We start from the raw sequence: 18,554 nt of genomic DNA on the forward strand, positions 1-18,554 counted from the left end.
CGTAAGCAATAATCAGGTTTTTCAGACTCGATTTTCGCCTATGTTCAGCAATACTCGATTTGCACAAATGCTCCAGGCCCTTCCTCATCAGCTCTTCAAATCAGCGGTCAAACGTTGCGGAGCTGATCGTTACGCCAAACAATTCACGTCTTGGGATCTGCTCGTCACGTTGATTTTTGGTCAACTGACTCAAGCCAAAAGTTTGCGCACATTGGCGACCGCGTCGCAGTCGCTTGAGCCCCATAGTTACCACCTCAACGCCAAAAACATGGTGCGTTCAACCCTCTGTGATGCGTTGAACAAGCGCAGCTCGGATCCGTTTCGATTAGCTTGCGAGCATTTGCTTCAAGGCGTTGGTCGCAAACAGCGCAAGTCCCTCGAGGCGATGATCACCTTGATCGATTCAACTTCGATCAGCCTTCGCGGACCTGGTTTTGACGAATGGACAACCGCGACCAAAACCCGCATCACTCAAGGAATGAAAGTGCATGTAGCCATCGACCCTCGGCAAACAGCCCCCACTTACGTAAACCTCACCGCCGCTAACGTTAACGATCTGAGCGATGCCTTAACCATGCCGCTAGAAGCCGGTATGACGTACGTTTTCGACAAGGGTTACTGCGACTACAACTGGTGGCACCAGATTGATCGAATGGGCTCTTTTTTTCGTCACCCGGCTTAAAAAAAACGCCAATGTGAAGTGCGTAGAAAGTTTGAGGAAAGAGGATGCGCCGGAGTTCATTGAGGCGGATGAGTCGGTGTTGTTCGGTAAAAAATACCTGAGTAATCGACGTCCCAATCACTATCAGAATCAGGCTGTACGGCGGATCCAGGTTCGGCGAGACGACCACGAAACGCCGCTGGTGCTGGTCACGAACGACTTCTCTCGCTCAGCTGAGGAGATCGCCGATCTGTACAAACAACGTTGGCAGGTCGAGTTATTTTTCAAGTGGATCAAGCAAAACCTCAAGCTCAAGCGATATTTTGGCTTCTCCGAAAATGCCGTTCGCCTGCAGATCTACAGTGCCTTGATTACCTACCTTTTGCTGCACCTTTATCAGCGCCGTTCAGGTACCTCCGGATCTCTTTCAGACTTTGCCATTCGGCTGACTCACAGCTTGTTTGAACGCCCATGGAGCATCGAACAGCTGGAATGCCGAAGGCAAAAGCGAACAGAGCTGAAGACTGCCCAAGGCAGCCTTCAGCTTTTTGAAGGTTTTACCGGACACTAGTGACGCGGGAGCGTGGGAATGATCGTCTATCCTTTAACTGACAGGCCGCCATCGGGGGCAAGCCCCCTCCCACAGTTGATCTCTATTGGCTGGACTGGATCATCTGGCGCAATACCGTGCAATCCTCGGCATGCCAATTGATCGTTCCCACGCTCTGCGTGGGAATGCCTCTTGGGACGCTCCGCGTTCCGCCACCGCTGCCAGTTTCGGCAATTGCGCAAGGGTGACGCAGAGCGTCACGGGCTACATTCCCACGCGGGAGCGTGGGAATGATCGTTCCAGCACATATTTAGCTGACAGGCCGCTATCGGGGGCAAGCCCCCTCCCACAGTTGATCTTCATTGCTTGGGCTAGATCATCCGGCGCAGTGCCGTGCAATCCTCGGCATGCCAATCCGCCAATTCCGGCCACGGGTTCTCCGGCAGGTTAACCAACACCGTCCGCGCACCGGCTGCCCGGCCGCAGTCCAGGTCGAAGCGATAGTCCCCGACCATCACCATCTCCCTCGGATCCACTTCCCAGGCCGCCGCCAGTTTCAACAGGCCACCCGGATCCGGCTTGGGCGGCGCGTCCTCACGGCCCAGCACATCCTCGGGCGCAAAACAGTCCGCCAGGCCAATCGCCTGCAGCGTGACATGCGCCAGCTCCTGCGCATTGCGCGTCAGAATCCCCAGGCGGTAACCGCGCCCGGCCAGCTCACGCACTAGCTCCACCGCGCCCTCGGCGGCGACCGAGCCCAGTGCCAGTTCGCGCTCGTGCTCCAGCAGCCAGGCATGCTTGGCCGCCGCGATGTCCGTCGGCAACCCGGCCAGGTGAGTGAGAATGTCGTCCTCCGGCGCGATCTCCAACGCCACGCGGATGGCTGCAAAATCATGCACCGCCACCGTGAGGGTGCCGTCCATGTCGAACACCCAATGCCGGACCTCGGCCAGGCTCATGCCCAGTCCTTGCGATGGCGAATCAAGCCTTCCTGAGTCACCGACGCCACCAGTTGCCCGGCGCGGTTGTACACACTGCCCCGGGAGAAACCTCTAGAATTGCCGGCCCATGGGCTGTCCATGGCGTAGAGCAACCAGTCGTCGGCGCGCAGGTCGGCGTGGAACCACAGCGCGTGGTCGAGGCTGGCGACCTGCATATCTTTTTGCCACACCGTCTTGCCATGGGGCAGCAGCGAGGTGGTCAACAGGCCGAAGTCCGAGGCGTACGCCAGCAGGTATTTATGCAACGCCGGTGTGTCGGCCAGGGCGCCGTCGGCACGAAACCACACGTACTTGACCGGGTCGGAAGGCTGCGGGTTGAACGGGTCCTTTTCGGTCACCGGGCGTACTTCGATGGGCTTGGGGCACAGCAGCTTGTCGCGCATGTGCTCGGGGATCAGGTGCGCGCGCTGCTGAGTCAGCTCCAGCTCCGACGGCAGGTTCTCCGGGCCGACCACCACGGGCATGGTGGTCTGGTGCTCGAAGCCTTCTTCGTCGTACTGAAACGAGGTGGTGCACGTGAAAATCGGGTGGCCCTTCTGGATCGCCGTGACGCGGCGCGTGCTGAAACTGCCGCCGTCGCGCACACGGTCCACCGAATACACCACCGGCAAGGCTGCGTCGCCCGGGCGCAGGAAATAACCGTGCAGGGAATGTACGTGGCGCGCTTCTTCGACAGTCTGGCTGGCCGCCGACAGCGACTGGCCCAGCACCTGACCACCGAACAGTTGGCGAAAACCCAGGTCCTGGCTGCGGCCGCGAAAGAGGTTTTCCTCGATCGGCTCCAAGGTCAGCAAGTCCACCAGATCTTCCAATACTTGGCTCATAGAGCAACTCCTAAAATCGATAGGGCATTCCGGGCTGCTTATCCATGCAGCGTGTCCAACCATTGGGCGCGGGTGATGCGGTACAAAACATGCTGGCGCAGCGGGTCGTCGGCTGCGACTTGGGGGTGTTCAAAATCTGCCTGCGGATCGTAATGCATACCGATGGCCTGCATGACTTTTTGTGAAGGCAGATTGGCTTGGGTGGTGAAGGCGACGATTTCATCCAGGCTCAGGCGATCAAAACCACAGCGCAATGCGGTCCAGGCCGCCTCGCTGGCATAACCCAGTCCCCAATGCTCGCGGGCCAGGCGCCAGCCGATTTCCACCGCCGGGGTGAAACGCGCTTCAAAACCCACGTTCTGAAGCCCGGTGAGGCCGATGAATTCGCCAGTGTCCTTGCGTTGCAAAGCCCAAAAGCCAAAACCATACTCGGCGAAATGGCCGCGGATCCGGCCAATCAGTGCGGCGCTTTCCAGGTGGCTCAACCTGGCCGGGAAATAACGCATCACCTGCGGGTCGGCGCACATCTGCGCAAATGCCTGCAGATCGCTGTCGCGCCATTGGCGCATGATCAGCCGTGCACTTTCCAACTCCAGTATCGGCTCCATGGTCCCCCTCCCTTGCGATGTGCGTGAGTGTACAGCGCTGGTAAGATCCGACGCAGATTCCTGTCAGAAAATCCCATGCCCTTGCCATTGATCTACCACGATGACTACAGCCCCGAGTTCCCGGCGGACCACCGATTCCCCATGGACAAGTTTCGCCTGCTGCGCGACCACCTGGTGGACAGCGGCCTGACCGAGGACCGCCACTTGCTGCGCCCGCAGCTGTGCCCGGCAGAGATTCTGGGCCTGGCCCATGAACCTGGGTATATCGAACGCTACATGAGCGGCGAGTTGTCTCGCGAAGACCAACGGCGCCTCGGCCTGCCGTGGAGCGAAGCCCTGGCGCGACGCACCGTGCGTGCGGTGGGTGGCTCGATCCTGGCGGCGGAGCAGGCGCTGGAGCATGGCCTGGCCTGCCACCTCGCCGGTGGCACCCATCACGCCCACTATGATTACCCGGCGGGCTTTTGCATCTTCAATGACCTGGCGGTGATCAGCCATTACCTGCTGGCCAGCGGCCGGGTCAACCGTGTGTTGATCTTCGACTGTGACGTGCACCAGGGCGACGGCACCGCGCGCATCCTGCATGACACGCCGGATGCCATCACTGTCTCGCTGCACTGCGAAAAAAACTTCCCGGCGCGCAAGGCCCAGAGCGACTGGGACATCGGGTTGCCGATGGGCATGGGCGATGCCGACTACCTCAAGGTGGTCGATGATGCGCTCAATTACCTGCTGCCGCTGTACCAGCCGGACCTGGTGCTATACGACGCGGGCGTAGACGTACACAAGGACGACGCACTCGGCTACCTCAAGCTCACCGATGCCGGCGTCGCCGCCCGCGATGAAAGCGTGATGCGTCACTGCCTGGGCCGCGACATTGCGGTGATGGGCGTGATCGGCGGCGGCTACAGCAAGGACCGCCCTGCCCTGGCTCGCCGCCACGGCATCCTGCACCACAGCGCGCAGCGTGTGTGGACGTCATCCGGCTGTCACTGAAGTGTGAGCGTTACCCACAATGCCTGTGGAACCACCTGTGGATAACTTGAGCGTAACGGTCTGAAAGCGGTTAGCCCTGTGGCTTGCAGGAAACTGTACATTTATTGATCAGGCAGCGCCGCCATCGTCGGGTAGAATACTCGCCCCTATTCATAGCGCCGCAGCCCTGCCCATGCCTCAGACTTCTCCTCACCGTGTCGCCATCGTCGGCGGCGGCCCTGCCGGACTGATGGCCGCTGAAATCCTGAGCCAGGCGGGCGTGCCGGTGGACCTGTACGACGGCATGCCCTCAGTGGGGCGCAAGTTCCTGCTGGCTGGCGTCGGCGGCATGAACATCACCCACTCCGAAGCCTACCCGGCGTTCCTCTCGCGCTATGCCGAACGAGCACCGCAGCTGGCGCCGTTGCTGCGCAGCTTCGGCGCCGACGCGTTGCGCGAGTGGATTCACGGCCTGGGCATTCAAACCTTTGTCGGCACCTCCGGGCGCGTATTTCCTACCGACATGAAAGCCGCGCCGCTGCTGCGCGCCTGGCTCAAGCGCCTGCGTGAGCAAGGCGTGGTTATCCACACCCGGCATCGTTGGGTGGGGTGGAATGCCGAAGGCGATTTACTTATCCACAGCCCGGAGGGCGAGCAAACCGTGCACAGCGATGCGGTGCTGCTGGCCTTGGGCGGTGGCAGCTGGTCGCGTCTGGGCTCCGACGGTGCCTGGCTCAACCTGTTCGAAAGTCGCGGCCTGCCCTATGTGCGCCTGCAACCGAGCAATTGCGGTTTTGAGGTGTCCGCCTGGAGCGATTTGATGGTCAGCAAATTCGCCGGGGCGCCGTTGAAAAACGTCGCCATCGGACTGGGGGACGACAAACCTCGCCTGGGGGAATGCGTGGTGACGGCCACCGGCATCGAAGGCAGCCTGGTCTATGCGCTGTCGGCGCCGATTCGCGAAACGATCAACCGTGACGGCGCCGCCACCGTGCACATCGATCTGCTGCCCAGCAAGCCGCTGGACAAGGTGCAGGCTGCCCTGGCCAAGCCACGTGGGTCGCGGTCGATGAGCAAGCATTTGCACAGTCAATTGAGCCTGGATGGGGTTAAGGCAGCGCTGTTGCGTGAGCTGGCCCCTGCTGAGCATTTCAATGACCCGGCGCAGCTGGCGGCGGATATCAAAGCGCTGCCGCTGAGATTGGTCAGGACTCGGCCATTGGATGAAGCCATCAGCACCGCCGGCGGTGTGCCGTTCGAAGCGCTGGATGAGCGGTTGATGATCAAGCAAATGCCGGGCGTGTTTTGCGCTGGGGAGATGCTGGATTGGGAAGCGCCGACCGGCGGGTACCTGCTGACCGGGTGCTTTGCCAGTGGCAGGGCGGCTGGGCTTGGGATGCTGGAGTGGCTTAAAAGCAGTCGCAAGCTGCAAGCCTAGAGCTGCAAGCAATAGCTACGTCGTGCCCACTTGCAGCTTTTGGCTTGCAGCTCGTAGCTGCTCTACTTCTTCTTACGCGGCCCGGTATTGAATACCGGCACCTTGCGCACCGGTTTGATCGACGGTTCCGTCGGCGCTGCATCGCCGCTGTCCACCCATTTGCCCAGGTTGCGCTTGCCGCCACCGCCCGAGGTTTTAGGCTTCTTCGGCTTTTTCGGCTTCTTCACCACCTGCCCGCTGGCATCGGTATCCGGCACGCGGTGTTCCGGTTCGAAGTCCGGTTCCATCTTGCGGGTCAGGGTCTGGCGGGTCAGCATTTCGATCGCCGAGAGCATGTTCACTTCATCGGCGCACACCAGCGAAATCGCCTCGCCGGTGTTGCCCGCGCGGCCGGTGCGGCCGATGCGGTGGATATAGTCTTCAGCGACGATCGGCAGGTCGAAGTTGACCACCAGCGGCAGGTCTTCGATATCCAGGCCACGGGCCGCCACGTCGGTGGCCACCAGAATCTGCACTTCGCTGGCCTTGAAGCGGTCCAGCGCACGCTGGCGTGTGGCCTGCGGTTTGTCACCATGGATGCCGTCGGCGTTGATGCCCAGCCCCTGCAACTTGTCCACCAGCGCATCCACGCCGTTGCGGGTTTTGGCGAACACCAGCACCTGCTTCCAGCGGCCCTTGCGCATCAGGTGCACGAACAGCTCCGGCTTGCGCTTTTTATCCACCGGCACCACCCACTGCTTCACCGTGTTGGCGGCGACGTTGCGCGGGCTGACTTCAATGCTCAGCGGGTCGTTGAGCATCTGCCCGGCCAGCAGGCGGATGTCGTCGGAGAAGGTGGCGGAGAACAGCAGGGTCTGGCGCTTTTTCGGCAACATGCGATAGATGTTGGCCAGCTCTTCGGAAAAGCCCAGGTCGAGCATGCGGTCGGCTTCGTCCAGCACCAGGGTTTGCAGCTGATTGAGTTTCAGCGCGTTCTGGCGGAACAGGTCGATCAGGCGGCCGGGGGTGGCGACCAGGATGTCCACGCCCTTGCGCAGCTTCATCATCTGCGGGTTGATGCTCACGCCGCCGTACACCGCGTAAGTGGTCAGCGGCAGGTGCTGGGCGTATTCGGCGACGCTTGTGTGAACCTGCTCGGCCAGTTCACGGGTGGGGCACAGGATCAGCGCACGCGCCGAGTTGGCGGCGACTTTCGGCCCTTCCATCGTCAGCAGCTGCAGCAGCGGCAAGGCAAAGCCTGCGGTCTTGCCGGTGCCGGTCTGGGCCGCGGCCATCAGGTCACGACCGGCCAGCACCGCCGGAATGGCTTGCGCCTGCACCGGCGTCGGGGTCTGGTAGCCAAGCGTCTCAAGGGCGCGCAGCAAGGGTTCGATCAGGCCAAGGGAGGCGAAAGTCATGTGTTTACCGTAGGAAAAATTCAGCGCAAGGTCGCAATTGCGCCGCAGTTTACCTTATTTCCGCCTTCGGCTTGCGCCACTGGGGCAGGCTGATCAGCAACACCGCGCTGATGATCACCAGCATCGCCAGGGCTTCCTCCAGGCCGATGGACTCGCCGACGAACACAATCCCCAGCAACACCGCCACCGCAGGGTTCACATAGGCATAGCTGGTGGCGGCCGCCGGGCGCACGTGCTTGAGCAGGTACATGTAGGCATTGAAGGCGATGATCGAGCCGAACACCGTCAAATAGGCCAGGGCCAGCCAGCCTTCCAACGGCGGCATCGCCTGCAAGTGCTCACCCGATACGGTGCTGACGATCAACAAGACCACGCCCGCCACCAGCATTTCCGCGGCACTCGCCATTGCGCCCTGGGGCAGCGGCAAGTGTCGGCTCCACACCGAACCGAATGCCCAGGACGCCGCCGCCATCAACAGCAACACTGCGCCCAGCGGGCTCGATTGCAGGGTGCTGCCCATATTGAGCATGGCGATGCCGATAATGCCCAGAATCACCCCGGCCCATTCCAGCGGCGTATTACGCGCGCCCCAGAAAAAACCACACAGCAAGGTAAACAACGGCACCGTGGCCACGGCCAACGCGGCGACGCCGGACGACACGCCCATATGTTCTGCCACGCTGACGCCGCCATTGCCCACGGTGAGCAGCAAAATACCGATCATCCCGGCGGCCTTCCATTGCGTCCACGTCGGCGCCGGCACGCCACGCCACCTGAGGTAGCCGTACATCAACGCGCCTGCCGTGCAAAACCGAATCCCTGCCAGCAACAACGGCGGCCAGTACTCCACGCCGATGCGAATCACCAGGTAGGTGGAACCCCAGATGACATACAAGGCGAAAAAGGCGGCGATCAAGGGTAAGGGGAAACGACGTGGGCCAGGCATTGGGTGGCTCTATGGCAGGAGGGGGGAGGCTTATTCTAGAAACGAAGGTGCATAAACTTAAGTTACAAAACAGGTTTAAAAGGCCAATACACTTGGCTGCTGACCTGATCGTCCCCACGCTCTGCGTGGGAATGACGCCCGAGACGCTTTGCGTCTGCTCCTGAGCGCGCGACGCGGAGCGTCGCAGGAGGCATTCCCACGCGGAGCGTGGGAACGATCTGAAAGGTGGTGAATCAGGCACTGGATAGCCAACGCATCACCTAGGTGGAGCGCTTGCGTCGAAGGCATCAGTGACCGCATTGCACATTCGAGCGCTCGACAATCAGGTCGACTATCTGCTTGATGGTAGTGATGTGATCCCAATCCTTCTGCGTCGCGCGCAAGTTAAATTGCCATTTGATCTGCATGACAAAGCAGGTCAAATCGTCATCAATAATGTTGAAGTCATGGATGAAGTCCGTTTGCTCCGTGACCTGACTTCGATCGATGAAGCCGATAATGTCGACAAAAAGCTCAATCACTTTTTCGCTGATCTGGGCTCTGCCAGTAGCGCTACCTTCCATTCCTGGCCTCATAGGCACACTTACCAATACTGATTAAATCAAATACAGCCAACCCACAGCCACGAAAGGAATGCCCCGCCCAATAATGCCAAATACCCGGACGGTGCCAAACGTTGCTTTTGCCATTCTGGCCACGGTTGGTTGCCTGATCAATGTGCGAGGGAAGAAGCGCATCCCGATGAGACTCGCCAGGTTCGTCGTTTTGCTAGAGCCCACATGAACCCAAGTGCCCACAGCAGTTTTACTTAAAGGTATGCCCGCCACGCCAGTGAGAACCGTTGCGGCTGTCAAGCCATAGTGTTGCTGTGTACATGCCCAGAGTTCATCAAAAGTAGTGCTCGGCACCGAGAAATCAGCATGCATTGGCTTGAGTAACTGGTAACTGGGGGCATGATCCCAGCTTGGCGAACCAGGTAGAGCCAGGACTGCCGGGCAGCTTGTCATCGTGTTTCCCAAATGAAACGCCATGCTTGAAGTTGAGCCGAAATCAATGCCATTGCGTTGGAGCTCAAACTGGCTCCGCATGATTGCCGTGTGAAGATCGCTTTCCTGCATAACGTAATCCTTTTACGTAACTGACAGGCCAGATGTTAAGTCGCCGCAAAGGGCGAGAGGCAGAGGAAGGGACAATCCAGAAAGGTCCGACGAGACAGCAGGACTAAGCCTACTGACTATTCAGAAAGCAATTAAAAGGGCCATAAAAAGATCAATGTTCTATGGCCAGCAAGACCCATCCCTTTCATTTGCGGGACGTTTCCGAGAGAATCCCACGGCCTTGTTTCCGTCGGATTCGGTAGCTAGTCTCGCCCTGTCATCGAATGTTCGGTGACCGGACGTGCAAGTCCGATGGCAAGCAGAATCCACAAATCACCTACAGCTCATATGCCCAGCTTGACGCTTGGCGTTCGCCCGTTATGGCGGCTGTACGTAGGAGGCTTTCGGGCCTGCTGGGTTTAGCTTCTTGCCCCGGTCTTGCACACCTACGTACAGTTGCCACCCTATTCGCGTGCAAGCGAACGGTGTCGACTTCTTCCTGCAAGGAGTTTCACCATGGTCAAAGTCACCCCCGATCCACCCAGGTCCAAAGCCGACTTCCTCAGCGAAGACGCCCTGCTCCACCGTCGCGCCATCGACTACTACCTCAAGGCGTCCGCCCCGGATGCGCCGATTTTTATCCTCAATGACAACCTGAGCCTCGAAGATGCCCTGGCCCATGCGGCGGATTTGCTGCAGTGCGCGGTAGAGACGGCGCACGCCTCAGGAGAAGTGATGAAGGCGCCGCAGCGGGCGGTGATGCATTTGATGGAGATGGCGAAGGGGGTGGTGGATCAGGCGTTGGAGTGCACGCAGGCTCGATAGGCGACGCATCACCCAATGTGGGAGGGGGCTTGCCCGCGATAGCGGTGGGTCAGATACAGATAAGCTGACTGACACACTGCAATCGGGGGCAAGCCCCCTCCCACATTTGGAGTTTCAGTGTTCTTGAAACCGCGCCCAGGCTCAGAACCCGCGATGTTTCTTCAGGTGCTCGTTGATCTTCGCCGCCGGCACTTTCTGCAAGGTGCACAGCAAATCGTGCGACAGCTCACGCAAGCCGTGGGTCTGGCGCAGTTCCTGGGCCAGGTGCGCGGTGAGGTTGGCGGCCATTTCGGCGTCCGCCAGTGCCCGGTGTGCCTGGCCGGTGTGGGGCAGTTGGGCGAACGTGTTCAACGTGCCGAGCTTATGGTTTGGCGCCGAAGGCATCAACCGACGAGCCAGCAATAAAGAACAGGCGAACTTCTGCAGGCGCGTGCGGCGGATCAGGCCCAACTCGTAATCCCAGAACTTCTGGTCGAACGCGGCGTTGTGCGCCATCAACGGCGTGGTGCCGACAAATTCATTGACCTCATTCATCACCCGCTCGGCCGGTGGTGCGCTGCGCAACATGGCGTTGCTGATGCCGGTGAGTTGTTCAATAAACGCCGGCACGCGTACGCCGGCATTCATCAGGCTCTGGTAGCGGTCGACGATTTGCCCGCGCTCAAGGATGACCACGCCAATTTCCGTGGCCCGGCAGAAGTTGCTCGGGGTGATGCCGGTGGTTTCAAAGTCGATGACCGCTATACGTTCCAAACCTGTTCCAACTCCGTCTAACAATGTAGTGGGCCGCTGCGCTTATTTGAGCAGCAGCGCGCCTTCGATCGGCACGTAGCGGCTGGCGGCGCGTATCAACGAATTGGCCGTCAGCCCCGGTACGCCATACGCCACGGCTTGCACGCCATGCTTGTGGATGATGCGCTCGAGCAGCATGTCGAAATCGCCATCGCCGGAGGCCAGTACCACTTCGTCGACGTTAGCGGCGGCGTCCATGATGTCGATGGTGATGCCCACGTCCCAGTCACCCTTGGCCGAGCCGTCGCTGCGCTGGATGTAGGGCTTGAGCTTCACGGTAAACCCGAGGTTGCGCAGGATCTGCTGGAACTGCTGCTGCTTGCTGTCGCCACGGTCGATGGCGTAGGCGTACGCCTCGACAATTTGCCCGTGGGCACTGATATCCGCCCACAGCGCGGCGTAGTTGAAGTGGCAACCATAAGCCTGGCGAACGGTGTAATAGAGGTTTTGCACATCGGCGAACACTGCAATTTTCTTCACCGCACTTCCTCAATTGACCGCCAGGCGCCAGCGCCCGGAAAGGGTGCCAGTATGCCAGCCAAGGGAAGGTTTCCGGGAAAAAATCAGACCGGAGCGCCGCAGCGCCCCGGCGGGGTGTGTCAGACGAAGGAATCGTCATCGCCAAAGGAGGAGGAATCGTCGGAATAATCGCTGTCGGCGAAGCTGTCCGAATTGTTGCTGCCCCAGTTGTCATTGCCTGCGAACTTCTGGTCATCGTTGCCCCAGCCACCCTGGTCACTGGCGGGCGCCGGTTGTTCGATGATCTCTTCGATTACCTGCGGCTGCTGGTTGTGGTGGAACAGGCTGCTGATGCCTTCGGCCAGCAACACACCACCGGCCACGCCGGCCGCGGTTTTCATCGCGCCTCCCAGGAACCCGCTGCCCGCAGGTGCGGCGGCGGCCGTTGGTTGCGGCTGTTGATAATTCTGCTGCGGCGCGGGCTGGTTGAACGCGGGTCGCGCCGGCTCACGCCAACCGCCGCCCGAGTTGCTCGGTGCAGGCTGTGCATCACGCGAACCGCCGCCGCCAAAGATGCTCGACAAAAACCCGCCACCGCTCGCCGGGGCGGCTTGGGCGGATTTGGCGCGTTCCAACTCTTCCTGCAATTGCTGGATCTGCTGCGCCTGTTGCTTGTTCTGCGCGTCGAGGCTCTTGAGTGCATGTTCCTGCACCAGGATCGACTGGGTCATGTAGTAGCCGGCGGCCGGTTGGCGAGTCATGTGTTCCTTGATCCGCGCTTCGGCCTGGGCGTCGCGGGGGGCTGAGTCCGTTTCGGCTTGCTGCAACCGTGAAAACAGTCCATCGATCAGGGTTTGTTCTTCGCTGTTCATGGCGACCTCGTTAGATTGCCGGTAAAAATCAGGGCCCCGCCTGAGGTCAGGCAAGGTACGACCTAGTTATGGGGCTGTTACCAATTGTTTCAATGGTCTTTACTCAAGGTTTACGTTTGCTTGCCCACGCCAGCTATCGGTTAAAGTGTGCCCCTGCTTTTTCGGCCTGTGATGAATCTGATGAATCCGTTAGACGTGCTGCGCGACTCCCTCCGCTTTACCCAACGCAACCTGGGCGCGATCGTCCAGCTGTGCCTGCCGCTGGTGATTCTCGAAGCCCTGCTGCAGCAGGTGCTCGACCATACGCTCGGTCCGGATGCCTTCAGCGGTTACAGCGTGGTGGTGGGACTGCTGGTGTATCCGTTGTACACCGGCGCCCTGATCCTGTTTCTCGACGCGCGCACCCGAGGCGAATCGCCAAGCACGCGGGATGTGTGGGCCATGGCCCTGGCGATGTGGCCGCGCTTCGCCCTGCTGACCGCCATGAGCACGCTGCTGATTCTGCTCGGGCTGTCGCTGTACTTCCTGCCGGGCCTGTGGCTGATGGTGGTGCTGGCGTTTGCCGAGTATTTGCTGGTACTGCGTGGCCTGTCGGCGCTTGAAGCGATGAAGGAAAGCCTGCGCCTGACCCGCGGGCACTTCTGGCGAATCCTGGTGTGCATGCTGTGCGTGATGACCCCGCTGTGGCTGCTCAAGGGCGCCAGCGTGGCGGCCTATCCCGAGCCCGCGCCGCTGCTGGGGCTGCTGATAGACAGCGCCCACAGTTTCCTGCAGCTGTTTACCAGCGTGGTGCTGTTCCGTTTATTTATGTTGATCGGTGGCGACGCCGACGCGCGGTGATATGCTCCGTGCCCATTCTGAAACGCACTTAAGCCGAGCCGATGACCCGTTTATTGCACATCACCTTGTTGAGTCTGTTGCTGATCGCGGGCCTGTTGACGGCACTGATCTACAGCCTGACCTGGCGCCCGGACGACAAGCAGACCCTGCCCGTCAGTTGCGTGGCGCCGCGTGCGCCCACCCTGCTGCCGGGGCAGGCGCTCAAGGTGATGACCTGGAACGTGCAGTACCTGGCCGGCAAGAACTACGTGTTCTGGTACGACACCCCCGACGGCAGCGGCCCGGACGAACGGCCCACGCTTGAAGACATGGCCTTCAGCCTCGACGAGGTGGCGCGGGTGATCCGCGACGAACAGCCCGACATCCTGCTGCTGCAGGAAGTCGACGAAGGCGCCAAGCCCTCCCATTATCAGGATCAGCTCGCTTTGTTGCAGGAGCGCCTGGTCGACCTCTACCCCTGCAGCACCCAGGCTTTCGACTGGAAAGCCGACTTCGTCCCCAACCTGCGTATCTTCGGCAGTGTCGGGCGCAAGCTGGCCACCCTCAGCCGCTACCAGATCGAACACGCCGAGCGCCTGCAATTGCCGACGGCAGAGGCCAATATCATCAGCCGCCAGTTTCAGCCCAAGCCTGCGCTGTTGTTGACCTACCTGCCACTGAGCGACGGTGGCCAACTGGCCGTGCTCAACACGCGACTGGAAGGCGGCGTGCCTGGGCGCAGTGCCGTGCAGGAACAGGTGAAGGCCACTGTGAAGCTGCTGGATAAACTGGAAGGCCGTGGCACGCCCTGGCTGATTGGCGGGGATTTCAATTTGCTGCCGCTGGGCCAATACCTGCGCCTGGATGCGCAAAAACGCAGCCAGTATTCACCCGACAGCGAGCTGCATCTGTTGTGGGACAAATACCCGATGATCCCGAGCAACAACCAATCCAGTGGGATCGACCGGGAAAAATGGCTGACGCACTTCCCCAACGATCCAAGCCTCGAAGGGCCGGATCGGACGCTGGATTATCTGTTTTACAGTTCGCGGATCAAGCGGGTGGAGGCCAAGGTGCGACAGCAGGATACGTTGCGCATTTCGAACCATTTGCCGGTGATCGCCCGGTTCCTGCTGCCTGCCGCGCAATAACCAACACTATAAAACCCTGTGGGAGGGGGCTTGCCCCCGATGACAGTGTGTCAGTCAGCACATCTGTCACTGATACACCGCTATCGGGGGCAAGCCCCCTCCCACAGGGGATTTCCATTGTGGCTACTTTCGGGGTTTGATCCTGGCCGTCGCTTCGGCCACCAGCGGATCATCCGGCCAGTAATGCTTGGGGTAACGCCCCTTCAAATCCTTCTTCACCTCGGCGTAGGTGCTGCGCCAGAAGTTCGCCAGGTCCTGCGTGACCTGCACCGGCCGCCGCGCCGGTGATAACAGGTGCAACTTCACCACCTGACGCCCACCCGCAATCCGCGGGGTATCCGCCAACCCGAACAGCTCCTGCAAGCGCACCGCGAGGATTGGCGGCTGTTCACTGTAGTCCAGGCGCACAGACGAGCCCGAGGGTACCTTCACATGCTGCGGCGCGAGTTCATCCAGGCGCTGGGGCAAGGGCCAGGGCAGCAGGTTGTGCAGGTAGCTGGAAATATCCAGGTTGGCGAAATGGCTCAGGCGCGTGACCTTGCCCAGATAGGGCATCAGCCAATCTTCCAGACTGGCCAGCAATGCCTTATCGCTGAGGTCGGGCCACTCACTGGTTTTGCCGGCGTCCAGCTGGCGCAGCAGCATCACGCGCGCTTGCCACTGGCGCAGTTCCGGGGTCCAGGGCAGCAGCTCGAGGCCTTTGCGGCGCACCAGGTTGACCAGCGCCTGGCTGCGGGCGGATTCGTCCAGGCCGGTCAGGGGCTCGCGGCTTAGCACCAATTCACCGACTTTGCGCTGACGTTCGGCGCGCAACACGCCTTCGCGTTCATCCCAGTCGAGTTGATCGACAATGCGCACTTGCTCGGCCAGCACCGTGTCGAACAGCGCCGGGGCGAAATCCGCCGCCAGGTAGATGCGCTCTTCGCGCTGGCCCTGGCGGCTGCCCAGGTCGGCGATCACCAGCCAGGCTTGTTTCATCAGGCTGTCGGCTTCGGCAAACAACGCAGCGCGGCCATTGGCCAGGCGATATTCGGCGCCACCGGCGCGACGCTGCTGGGCGACGCGGTCCGGGTAGGCCAGGGCCAGCAAGGCGCCGAGCCAGCGCGGGTGGTCCGGGTCGGCCACCGCCTGGGTTGCCTGGCCTCTTAAATAGCCGCGATATTGGCGCGCCAACTGCCTGGCCCGTTGCACCCCGCCCTGGGTTCCACGGGCTCGCTCTTCGCCGGACAACAGCGCCAGGCGGCTGTGCAAGTCTGCGCCGCCACCGCGCAGAATATCGCGCTCGCCCAACAAGGCAGCGACGTCACAGGCCATGGCAGCCAGCCCCAGGTCCTGTCCGCGCAGCAGCAAGTGGGCGATACGCGGGTGAGCCGGCAACTCAGCCATTTTCTGGCCATGGGCGGTGAGTTTGTCGCCATTCAAGGCGCCCAGGCGCACCAGCAAATCCTGGGCCTGGGCATAGGCGGCAGTCGGCGGCACATCCAGCCAAACCAACTGGCTGGGGGCCACCCCCCAACGGGCCAACTGCAGCGCCAGGCCGGCCAGGTCGGCGGCGAGTATTTCCGCACTGCCATAGGCGGCCAGACCGTCATGCTGGTCTTCGGACCACAACCGGTAACACACCCCCGGCTCCAGCCGCCCTGCCCGGCCGGCACGCTGGGTGGCGCTGGCGCGGGAGATGCGTTGAGTATCGAGGCGCGTCATGCCGCTGCCGGGGTCGAAACGCGGCACCCGCGCCAGCCCGACGTCGATCACCACGCGCACGCCGTTGATGGTCAGGCTGGTCTCGGCGATGTTGGTAGCCAGCACCACTTTGCGCTTGCCGGCCGGTGCCGGGTCGATGGCTGCGCGTTGGGCGTTGAGGTCCAATTCGCCGTGCAGCGGGCATAGCAGCACATCCGTGCCCTCCCCCAGGGCATCGGCCAGTTGCTGGTTGACCCGACGAATCTCCGCCTGCCCCGGCAGAAACACCAGCACACTGCCGGTCTCGTCATGCAAGGCTTCAAGGATTGTCTGCACCACCCGCGGCTCGATAAATTCCCCGGGCTGGTACGGCCGCCCCCAGCGCATCTGCACCGGGAACATACGCCCTTCACTGCGCAGGATCGGGGCGTCGTCCAGCAAACCGGCCAAGCGCTCGCCTTCGAGGGTGGCGGACATCAGCAGGATTTTCAGCGGCTGGTCGTCGCGAAACAGCTCCCGGCCATTGAGGCTCAGGGCCAGCGCCAGGTCGGCGTCGAGGCTGCGCTCATGGAATTCATCGAAGATCAGCAAGCCCACGCCGTCCAGCGCCGGGTCGTCCTGCAGGCGACGGGTGAGAATGCCTTCGGTGACCACTTCTATGCGGGTGTTGGGGCCCACTTTGCTGTCGAGGCGGATGCGATAGCCGACGGTTTCACCGACCTTCTCACCCAACTCGCTGGCCAGGCGCTCGGCGGCGGCCCGCGCGGCGAGCCGCCGGGGTTCGAGCATCAGGATGGTTTGCCCGGCCAACCATGGCTCGTGCAACAAGGCCAGGGGCACGCGGGTGGTTTTACCAGCGCCGGGTGGCGCTTCCAGCACGGCTTCGTGGCGGATCGCCAAGGCGTCACGCAGGGCGGGTAAAACATCATCAATCGGCAACGAATTCATACTGGCTCCAAAGCAGAGCGACGAGTATAACGGCGAACTGCCGGATGCTTGCGCGGGTCTCAAGAACATCAGCCCACATTGGAGCATCGTCGCCTTGTAGACTCGCTTGTAGCCACCTTTCACAACATGTTCAGGAGAGTTTTATGCGTATCGCTTCCCGTGTCATTGGCGGTATCCTCGCCGTCACCCTGCTGAGCCAACTCACCGCCTGCGGTTCGATTTTCTACCCGGACCGCCGTGGCCAGATCGACGGCAAGATCGACCCGGCGATTGCCGTGCTCGATGCGGTCGGCCTGCTGTTCTATGTGATCCCCGGCCTGATCGCGTTCGGCGTCGACTTCGCCACGGGTGCGATCTACTACGAACCGGGCAAGACCGCCCAAGTCGCGCCGGAAAAACTGCACGAAGCCATCGGCGCCGACGGCAAGGTCGACAACGCCAAGCTGCAAAGCATCATCGAGAAGGAAACCGGCCGCACCTTGCCGCTGGACGACCCACGCCTGATCCAGTTCAAGGGCAGCGTGCACCAACTGGCGTCCCTGGGCCTGCAACCCGCCGCATAAGGACAGCCCATGACCAGCAGTCCCGAACACGCCAGGCTCCTGCGCCTGGCCACCCGCGCCTCGGTGGGCGTGGCCTGTGTGCTGATCATCACCAAGGCCATCGCCTGGTGGTTCAGTGGCTCGGTGGCCATGCTCGCCGGCTTGACCGACTCGCTGCTGGACGGCGTGACCTCGCTGCTCAACCTGCTGGCGGTGCATTACGCCCTGCGCCCCGCCGATGACGATCACCGTTATGGCCACGGCAAGGCGGAGTCACTGTCGGGCATGGCCCAGGCGCTGTTTATCGGCGCCAGTGCAGTGTTGATTGCGTTCCAGGCGTACCACCGTTTGCAACATCCCGAGCCCGTGGGCGCGCCCTGGCTGAGCATTGGCGTGATCGTGTTTTCGCTGGCGCTGACCGTGGCGTTGCTGATGCTGCAACATCGGGTGATCCGCGAAACCGGCTCCAACGCGGTACGCGCCGATTCGCTGCATTACCGCTCCGACCTGATGCTCAACGGCAGCATCCTGGTGGCGCTGGTGCTCGCAGGTTTCGGCTGGCATCAGGTGGACGCCTGGTTCGGCCTGGCGATTGCCGCTTACATCCTCTGGAGCGCCATCCAGATCGCGCGGGAAAGCTTCGCCGTATTGATGGACGAAGAACTGCCGGCGGACATCAGCCAGCACATGCTGGACCTGGCCCGTGGCGTACCGGGCGTACTGGGTGCCCATGACTTGCGCACGCGAGTTTCCGGCAACCACTGGTTTGTGCAGTTGCATCTGGAGTTGCCGGGGGAGCTGACGCTGTCAGTGGCCCATGGCATCAGCGATCAGGCCGCCGATGCCATTCATCAGGCCTACCCGAAGGCCGAGGTGCTGGTGCATGCGGATCCTGCGGATCAGCTAAAAGCGGCAAGCAACAAGCCCCAAGCTTGAAGCTTGAAGCTTGAAGCTAAAAACTTGAAG

Annotated in this window: 20 protein-coding genes; 9 read left to right on the top strand and 11 right to left on the bottom strand. The window is 61.3% G+C overall.

What is annotated here, in order from left to right:
* Positions 1 to 40 precede the first annotated feature (40 nt).
* Positions 41 to 682, top strand: coding sequence for a DUF4372 domain-containing protein (locus tag SC318_RS23035; protein WP_320428578.1), 642 nt, complete (start codon positions 41 to 43; stop codon positions 680 to 682).
* The gene (locus SC318_RS23040; RefSeq protein WP_320428579.1) at positions 645 to 1,232 is read left to right on the top strand and encodes an IS4 family transposase; all 588 of its coding nucleotides are present in this window, start codon (positions 645 to 647) and stop codon (positions 1,230 to 1,232) included. The genes SC318_RS23035 and SC318_RS23040 overlap by 38 nt, the downstream gene beginning before the upstream one ends.
* A gap of 350 nt (positions 1,233 to 1,582) precedes the next feature.
* On the opposite strand, the gene SC318_RS23045 is transcribed toward SC318_RS23040, so the two are convergent.
* Genes SC318_RS23045 through SC318_RS23055 form a run of 3 tightly spaced genes read right to left on the bottom strand, consistent with a single transcriptional unit; the run spans position 1,583 to position 3,644 of the window.
* Positions 1,583 to 2,170, bottom strand: a complete 588-nt coding sequence (locus SC318_RS23045; RefSeq protein ID WP_320428580.1) for an HAD family hydrolase — start codon at positions 2,168 to 2,170, stop codon at positions 1,583 to 1,585.
* Positions 2,167 to 3,036, bottom strand: coding sequence for an acyl-CoA thioesterase II (gene tesB / locus SC318_RS23050; protein WP_032884635.1), 870 nt, complete (start codon positions 3,034 to 3,036; stop codon positions 2,167 to 2,169). The genes SC318_RS23045 and tesB overlap by 4 nt, the downstream gene beginning before the upstream one ends.
* A 38-nt stretch (positions 3,037 to 3,074) precedes the next feature.
* The gene (locus SC318_RS23055) at positions 3,075 to 3,644 is read right to left on the bottom strand and encodes a GNAT family N-acetyltransferase (protein WP_320428581.1); all 570 of its coding nucleotides are present in this window, start codon (positions 3,642 to 3,644) and stop codon (positions 3,075 to 3,077) included.
* Positions 3,645 to 3,719: 75 nt separating this feature from the next.
* Between SC318_RS23055 and SC318_RS23060 the strand changes: the two genes are divergently transcribed.
* Both SC318_RS23060 and SC318_RS23065 read left to right on the top strand, forming a co-directional pair.
* A complete protein-coding gene (locus SC318_RS23060) occupies positions 3,720 to 4,640 on the top strand; it encodes a histone deacetylase family protein (RefSeq protein WP_320428582.1) in 921 nt (306 codons plus the stop codon).
* Positions 4,641 to 4,812: 172 nt separating this feature from the next.
* Positions 4,813 to 6,057 (top strand): TIGR03862 family flavoprotein, encoded by a 1,245-nt coding sequence (locus tag SC318_RS23065; RefSeq protein ID WP_320428583.1) that lies wholly within the window; start codon positions 4,813 to 4,815, stop codon positions 6,055 to 6,057.
* Between the two features lie 62 nt (positions 6,058 to 6,119).
* On the opposite strand, the gene SC318_RS23070 is transcribed toward SC318_RS23065, so the two are convergent.
* The 4 genes from SC318_RS23070 to SC318_RS23085 form a co-directional block, all read right to left on the bottom strand.
* Positions 6,120 to 7,454 (bottom strand): RNA helicase RhlE1, encoded by a 1,335-nt coding sequence (locus tag SC318_RS23070; protein WP_320428584.1) that lies wholly within the window; start codon positions 7,452 to 7,454, stop codon positions 6,120 to 6,122.
* A 49-nt stretch (positions 7,455 to 7,503) separates the two neighbouring features.
* Positions 7,504 to 8,400 carry a drug/metabolite exporter YedA gene (yedA, locus tag SC318_RS23075; RefSeq protein ID WP_320428585.1) on the bottom strand — a complete coding sequence of 299 codons (897 nt, stop codon included), beginning with the start codon at positions 8,398 to 8,400 and terminating at the stop codon, positions 7,504 to 7,506.
* A gap of 287 nt (positions 8,401 to 8,687) precedes the next feature.
* A complete protein-coding gene (locus SC318_RS23080; RefSeq protein WP_320428586.1) occupies positions 8,688 to 8,963 on the bottom strand; it encodes an acyl carrier protein in 276 nt (91 codons plus the stop codon).
* 33 nt (positions 8,964 to 8,996) lie between these two features.
* The gene (locus tag SC318_RS23085) at positions 8,997 to 9,518 is read right to left on the bottom strand and encodes a hypothetical protein (protein WP_320428587.1); all 522 of its coding nucleotides are present in this window, start codon (positions 9,516 to 9,518) and stop codon (positions 8,997 to 8,999) included.
* A gap of 495 nt (positions 9,519 to 10,013) precedes the next feature.
* Here SC318_RS23085 and SC318_RS23090 point away from each other — a divergent pair, with 495 nt between their 5' ends.
* Positions 10,014 to 10,322, top strand: a complete 309-nt coding sequence (locus SC318_RS23090) for a DUF6124 family protein (protein ID WP_320428588.1) — start codon at positions 10,014 to 10,016, stop codon at positions 10,320 to 10,322.
* Positions 10,323 to 10,463: 141 nt separating this feature from the next.
* Here SC318_RS23090 and SC318_RS23095 read toward each other — a convergent pair whose 3' ends face one another.
* The 3 genes from SC318_RS23095 to SC318_RS23105 form a co-directional block, all read right to left on the bottom strand.
* Complete coding sequence (locus tag SC318_RS23095; protein WP_320428589.1) at positions 10,464 to 11,075, bottom strand: 3'-5' exonuclease; 612 nt, start codon at positions 11,073 to 11,075, stop codon at positions 10,464 to 10,466.
* Between the two features lie 42 nt (positions 11,076 to 11,117).
* Complete coding sequence (locus SC318_RS23100) at positions 11,118 to 11,594, bottom strand: LabA-like NYN domain-containing protein (protein WP_320428590.1); 477 nt, start codon at positions 11,592 to 11,594, stop codon at positions 11,118 to 11,120.
* A gap of 119 nt (positions 11,595 to 11,713) precedes the next feature.
* Positions 11,714 to 12,445, bottom strand: coding sequence for a DUF2076 domain-containing protein (locus tag SC318_RS23105; protein WP_320428591.1), 732 nt, complete (start codon positions 12,443 to 12,445; stop codon positions 11,714 to 11,716).
* 180 nt (positions 12,446 to 12,625) lie between these two features.
* Here SC318_RS23105 and SC318_RS23110 point away from each other — a divergent pair, with 180 nt between their 5' ends.
* A complete protein-coding gene (locus tag SC318_RS23110; protein ID WP_320428592.1) occupies positions 12,626 to 13,285 on the top strand; it encodes a YciC family protein in 660 nt (219 codons plus the stop codon).
* Positions 13,286 to 13,326: 41 nt separating this feature from the next.
* Positions 13,327 to 14,415, top strand: coding sequence for an endonuclease/exonuclease/phosphatase family protein (locus tag SC318_RS23115; protein WP_320428593.1), 1,089 nt, complete (start codon positions 13,327 to 13,329; stop codon positions 14,413 to 14,415).
* A 123-nt stretch (positions 14,416 to 14,538) separates the two neighbouring features.
* Here SC318_RS23115 and hrpB read toward each other — a convergent pair whose 3' ends face one another.
* Positions 14,539 to 17,046 carry an ATP-dependent helicase HrpB gene (gene hrpB / locus SC318_RS23120; protein ID WP_320428594.1) on the bottom strand — a complete coding sequence of 836 codons (2,508 nt, stop codon included), beginning with the start codon at positions 17,044 to 17,046 and terminating at the stop codon, positions 14,539 to 14,541.
* Between the two features lie 143 nt (positions 17,047 to 17,189).
* Here hrpB and SC318_RS23125 point away from each other — a divergent pair, with 143 nt between their 5' ends.
* Together SC318_RS23125 and SC318_RS23130 are read left to right on the top strand one after the other, a co-directional pair.
* The gene (locus tag SC318_RS23125) at positions 17,190 to 17,609 is read left to right on the top strand and encodes a periplasmic Zn2+ metallochaperone PmcY (RefSeq protein ID WP_320428595.1); all 420 of its coding nucleotides are present in this window, start codon (positions 17,190 to 17,192) and stop codon (positions 17,607 to 17,609) included.
* A gap of 9 nt (positions 17,610 to 17,618) precedes the next feature.
* Positions 17,619 to 18,524 (top strand): cation diffusion facilitator family transporter, encoded by a 906-nt coding sequence (locus SC318_RS23130; RefSeq protein ID WP_320428596.1) that lies wholly within the window; start codon positions 17,619 to 17,621, stop codon positions 18,522 to 18,524.
* Positions 18,525 to 18,554 lie beyond the last annotated feature (30 nt).

The organism is Pseudomonas sp. MUP55 (assembly GCF_034043515.1).
In the GTDB taxonomy this organism is placed as follows: Bacteria; Pseudomonadota; Gammaproteobacteria; order Pseudomonadales; family Pseudomonadaceae; genus Aquipseudomonas.

What these genes read in the sequence shown, in the direction of transcription:
- SC318_RS23035 (WP_320428578.1), top strand. Translation starts at nt 41, where the DNA reads ATGTTCAGCAATACTCGATTTGCACAAATGCTCCAGGCCCTTCCTCAT.
- SC318_RS23045 (WP_320428580.1), bottom strand. Translation starts at nt 2,170, where the DNA reads ATGAGCCTGGCCGAGGTCCGGCATTGGGTGTTCGACATGGACGGCACC.
- tesB (WP_032884635.1), bottom strand. Translation starts at nt 3,036, where the DNA reads ATGAGCCAAGTATTGGAAGATCTGGTGGACTTGCTGACCTTGGAGCCG.
- SC318_RS23055 (WP_320428581.1), bottom strand. Translation starts at nt 3,644, where the DNA reads ATGGAGCCGATACTGGAGTTGGAAAGTGCACGGCTGATCATGCGCCAA.
- SC318_RS23060 (WP_320428582.1), top strand. Translation starts at nt 3,720, where the DNA reads ATGCCCTTGCCATTGATCTACCACGATGACTACAGCCCCGAGTTCCCG.
- SC318_RS23065 (WP_320428583.1), top strand. Translation starts at nt 4,813, where the DNA reads ATGCCTCAGACTTCTCCTCACCGTGTCGCCATCGTCGGCGGCGGCCCT.
- SC318_RS23070 (WP_320428584.1), bottom strand. Translation starts at nt 7,454, where the DNA reads ATGACTTTCGCCTCCCTTGGCCTGATCGAACCCTTGCTGCGCGCCCTT.
- yedA (WP_320428585.1), bottom strand. Translation starts at nt 8,400, where the DNA reads ATGCCTGGCCCACGTCGTTTCCCCTTACCCTTGATCGCCGCCTTTTTC.
- SC318_RS23080 (WP_320428586.1), bottom strand. Translation starts at nt 8,963, where the DNA reads ATGGAAGGTAGCGCTACTGGCAGAGCCCAGATCAGCGAAAAAGTGATT.
- SC318_RS23085 (WP_320428587.1), bottom strand. Translation starts at nt 9,518, where the DNA reads ATGCAGGAAAGCGATCTTCACACGGCAATCATGCGGAGCCAGTTTGAG.
- SC318_RS23090 (WP_320428588.1), top strand. Translation starts at nt 10,014, where the DNA reads ATGGTCAAAGTCACCCCCGATCCACCCAGGTCCAAAGCCGACTTCCTC.
- SC318_RS23105 (WP_320428591.1), bottom strand. Translation starts at nt 12,445, where the DNA reads ATGAACAGCGAAGAACAAACCCTGATCGATGGACTGTTTTCACGGTTG.
- SC318_RS23110 (WP_320428592.1), top strand. Translation starts at nt 12,626, where the DNA reads ATGAATCCGTTAGACGTGCTGCGCGACTCCCTCCGCTTTACCCAACGC.
- SC318_RS23115 (WP_320428593.1), top strand. Translation starts at nt 13,327, where the DNA reads ATGACCCGTTTATTGCACATCACCTTGTTGAGTCTGTTGCTGATCGCG.
- hrpB (WP_320428594.1), bottom strand. Translation starts at nt 17,046, where the DNA reads ATGAATTCGTTGCCGATTGATGATGTTTTACCCGCCCTGCGTGACGCC.
- SC318_RS23125 (WP_320428595.1), top strand. Translation starts at nt 17,190, where the DNA reads ATGCGTATCGCTTCCCGTGTCATTGGCGGTATCCTCGCCGTCACCCTG.
- SC318_RS23130 (WP_320428596.1), top strand. Translation starts at nt 17,619, where the DNA reads ATGACCAGCAGTCCCGAACACGCCAGGCTCCTGCGCCTGGCCACCCGC.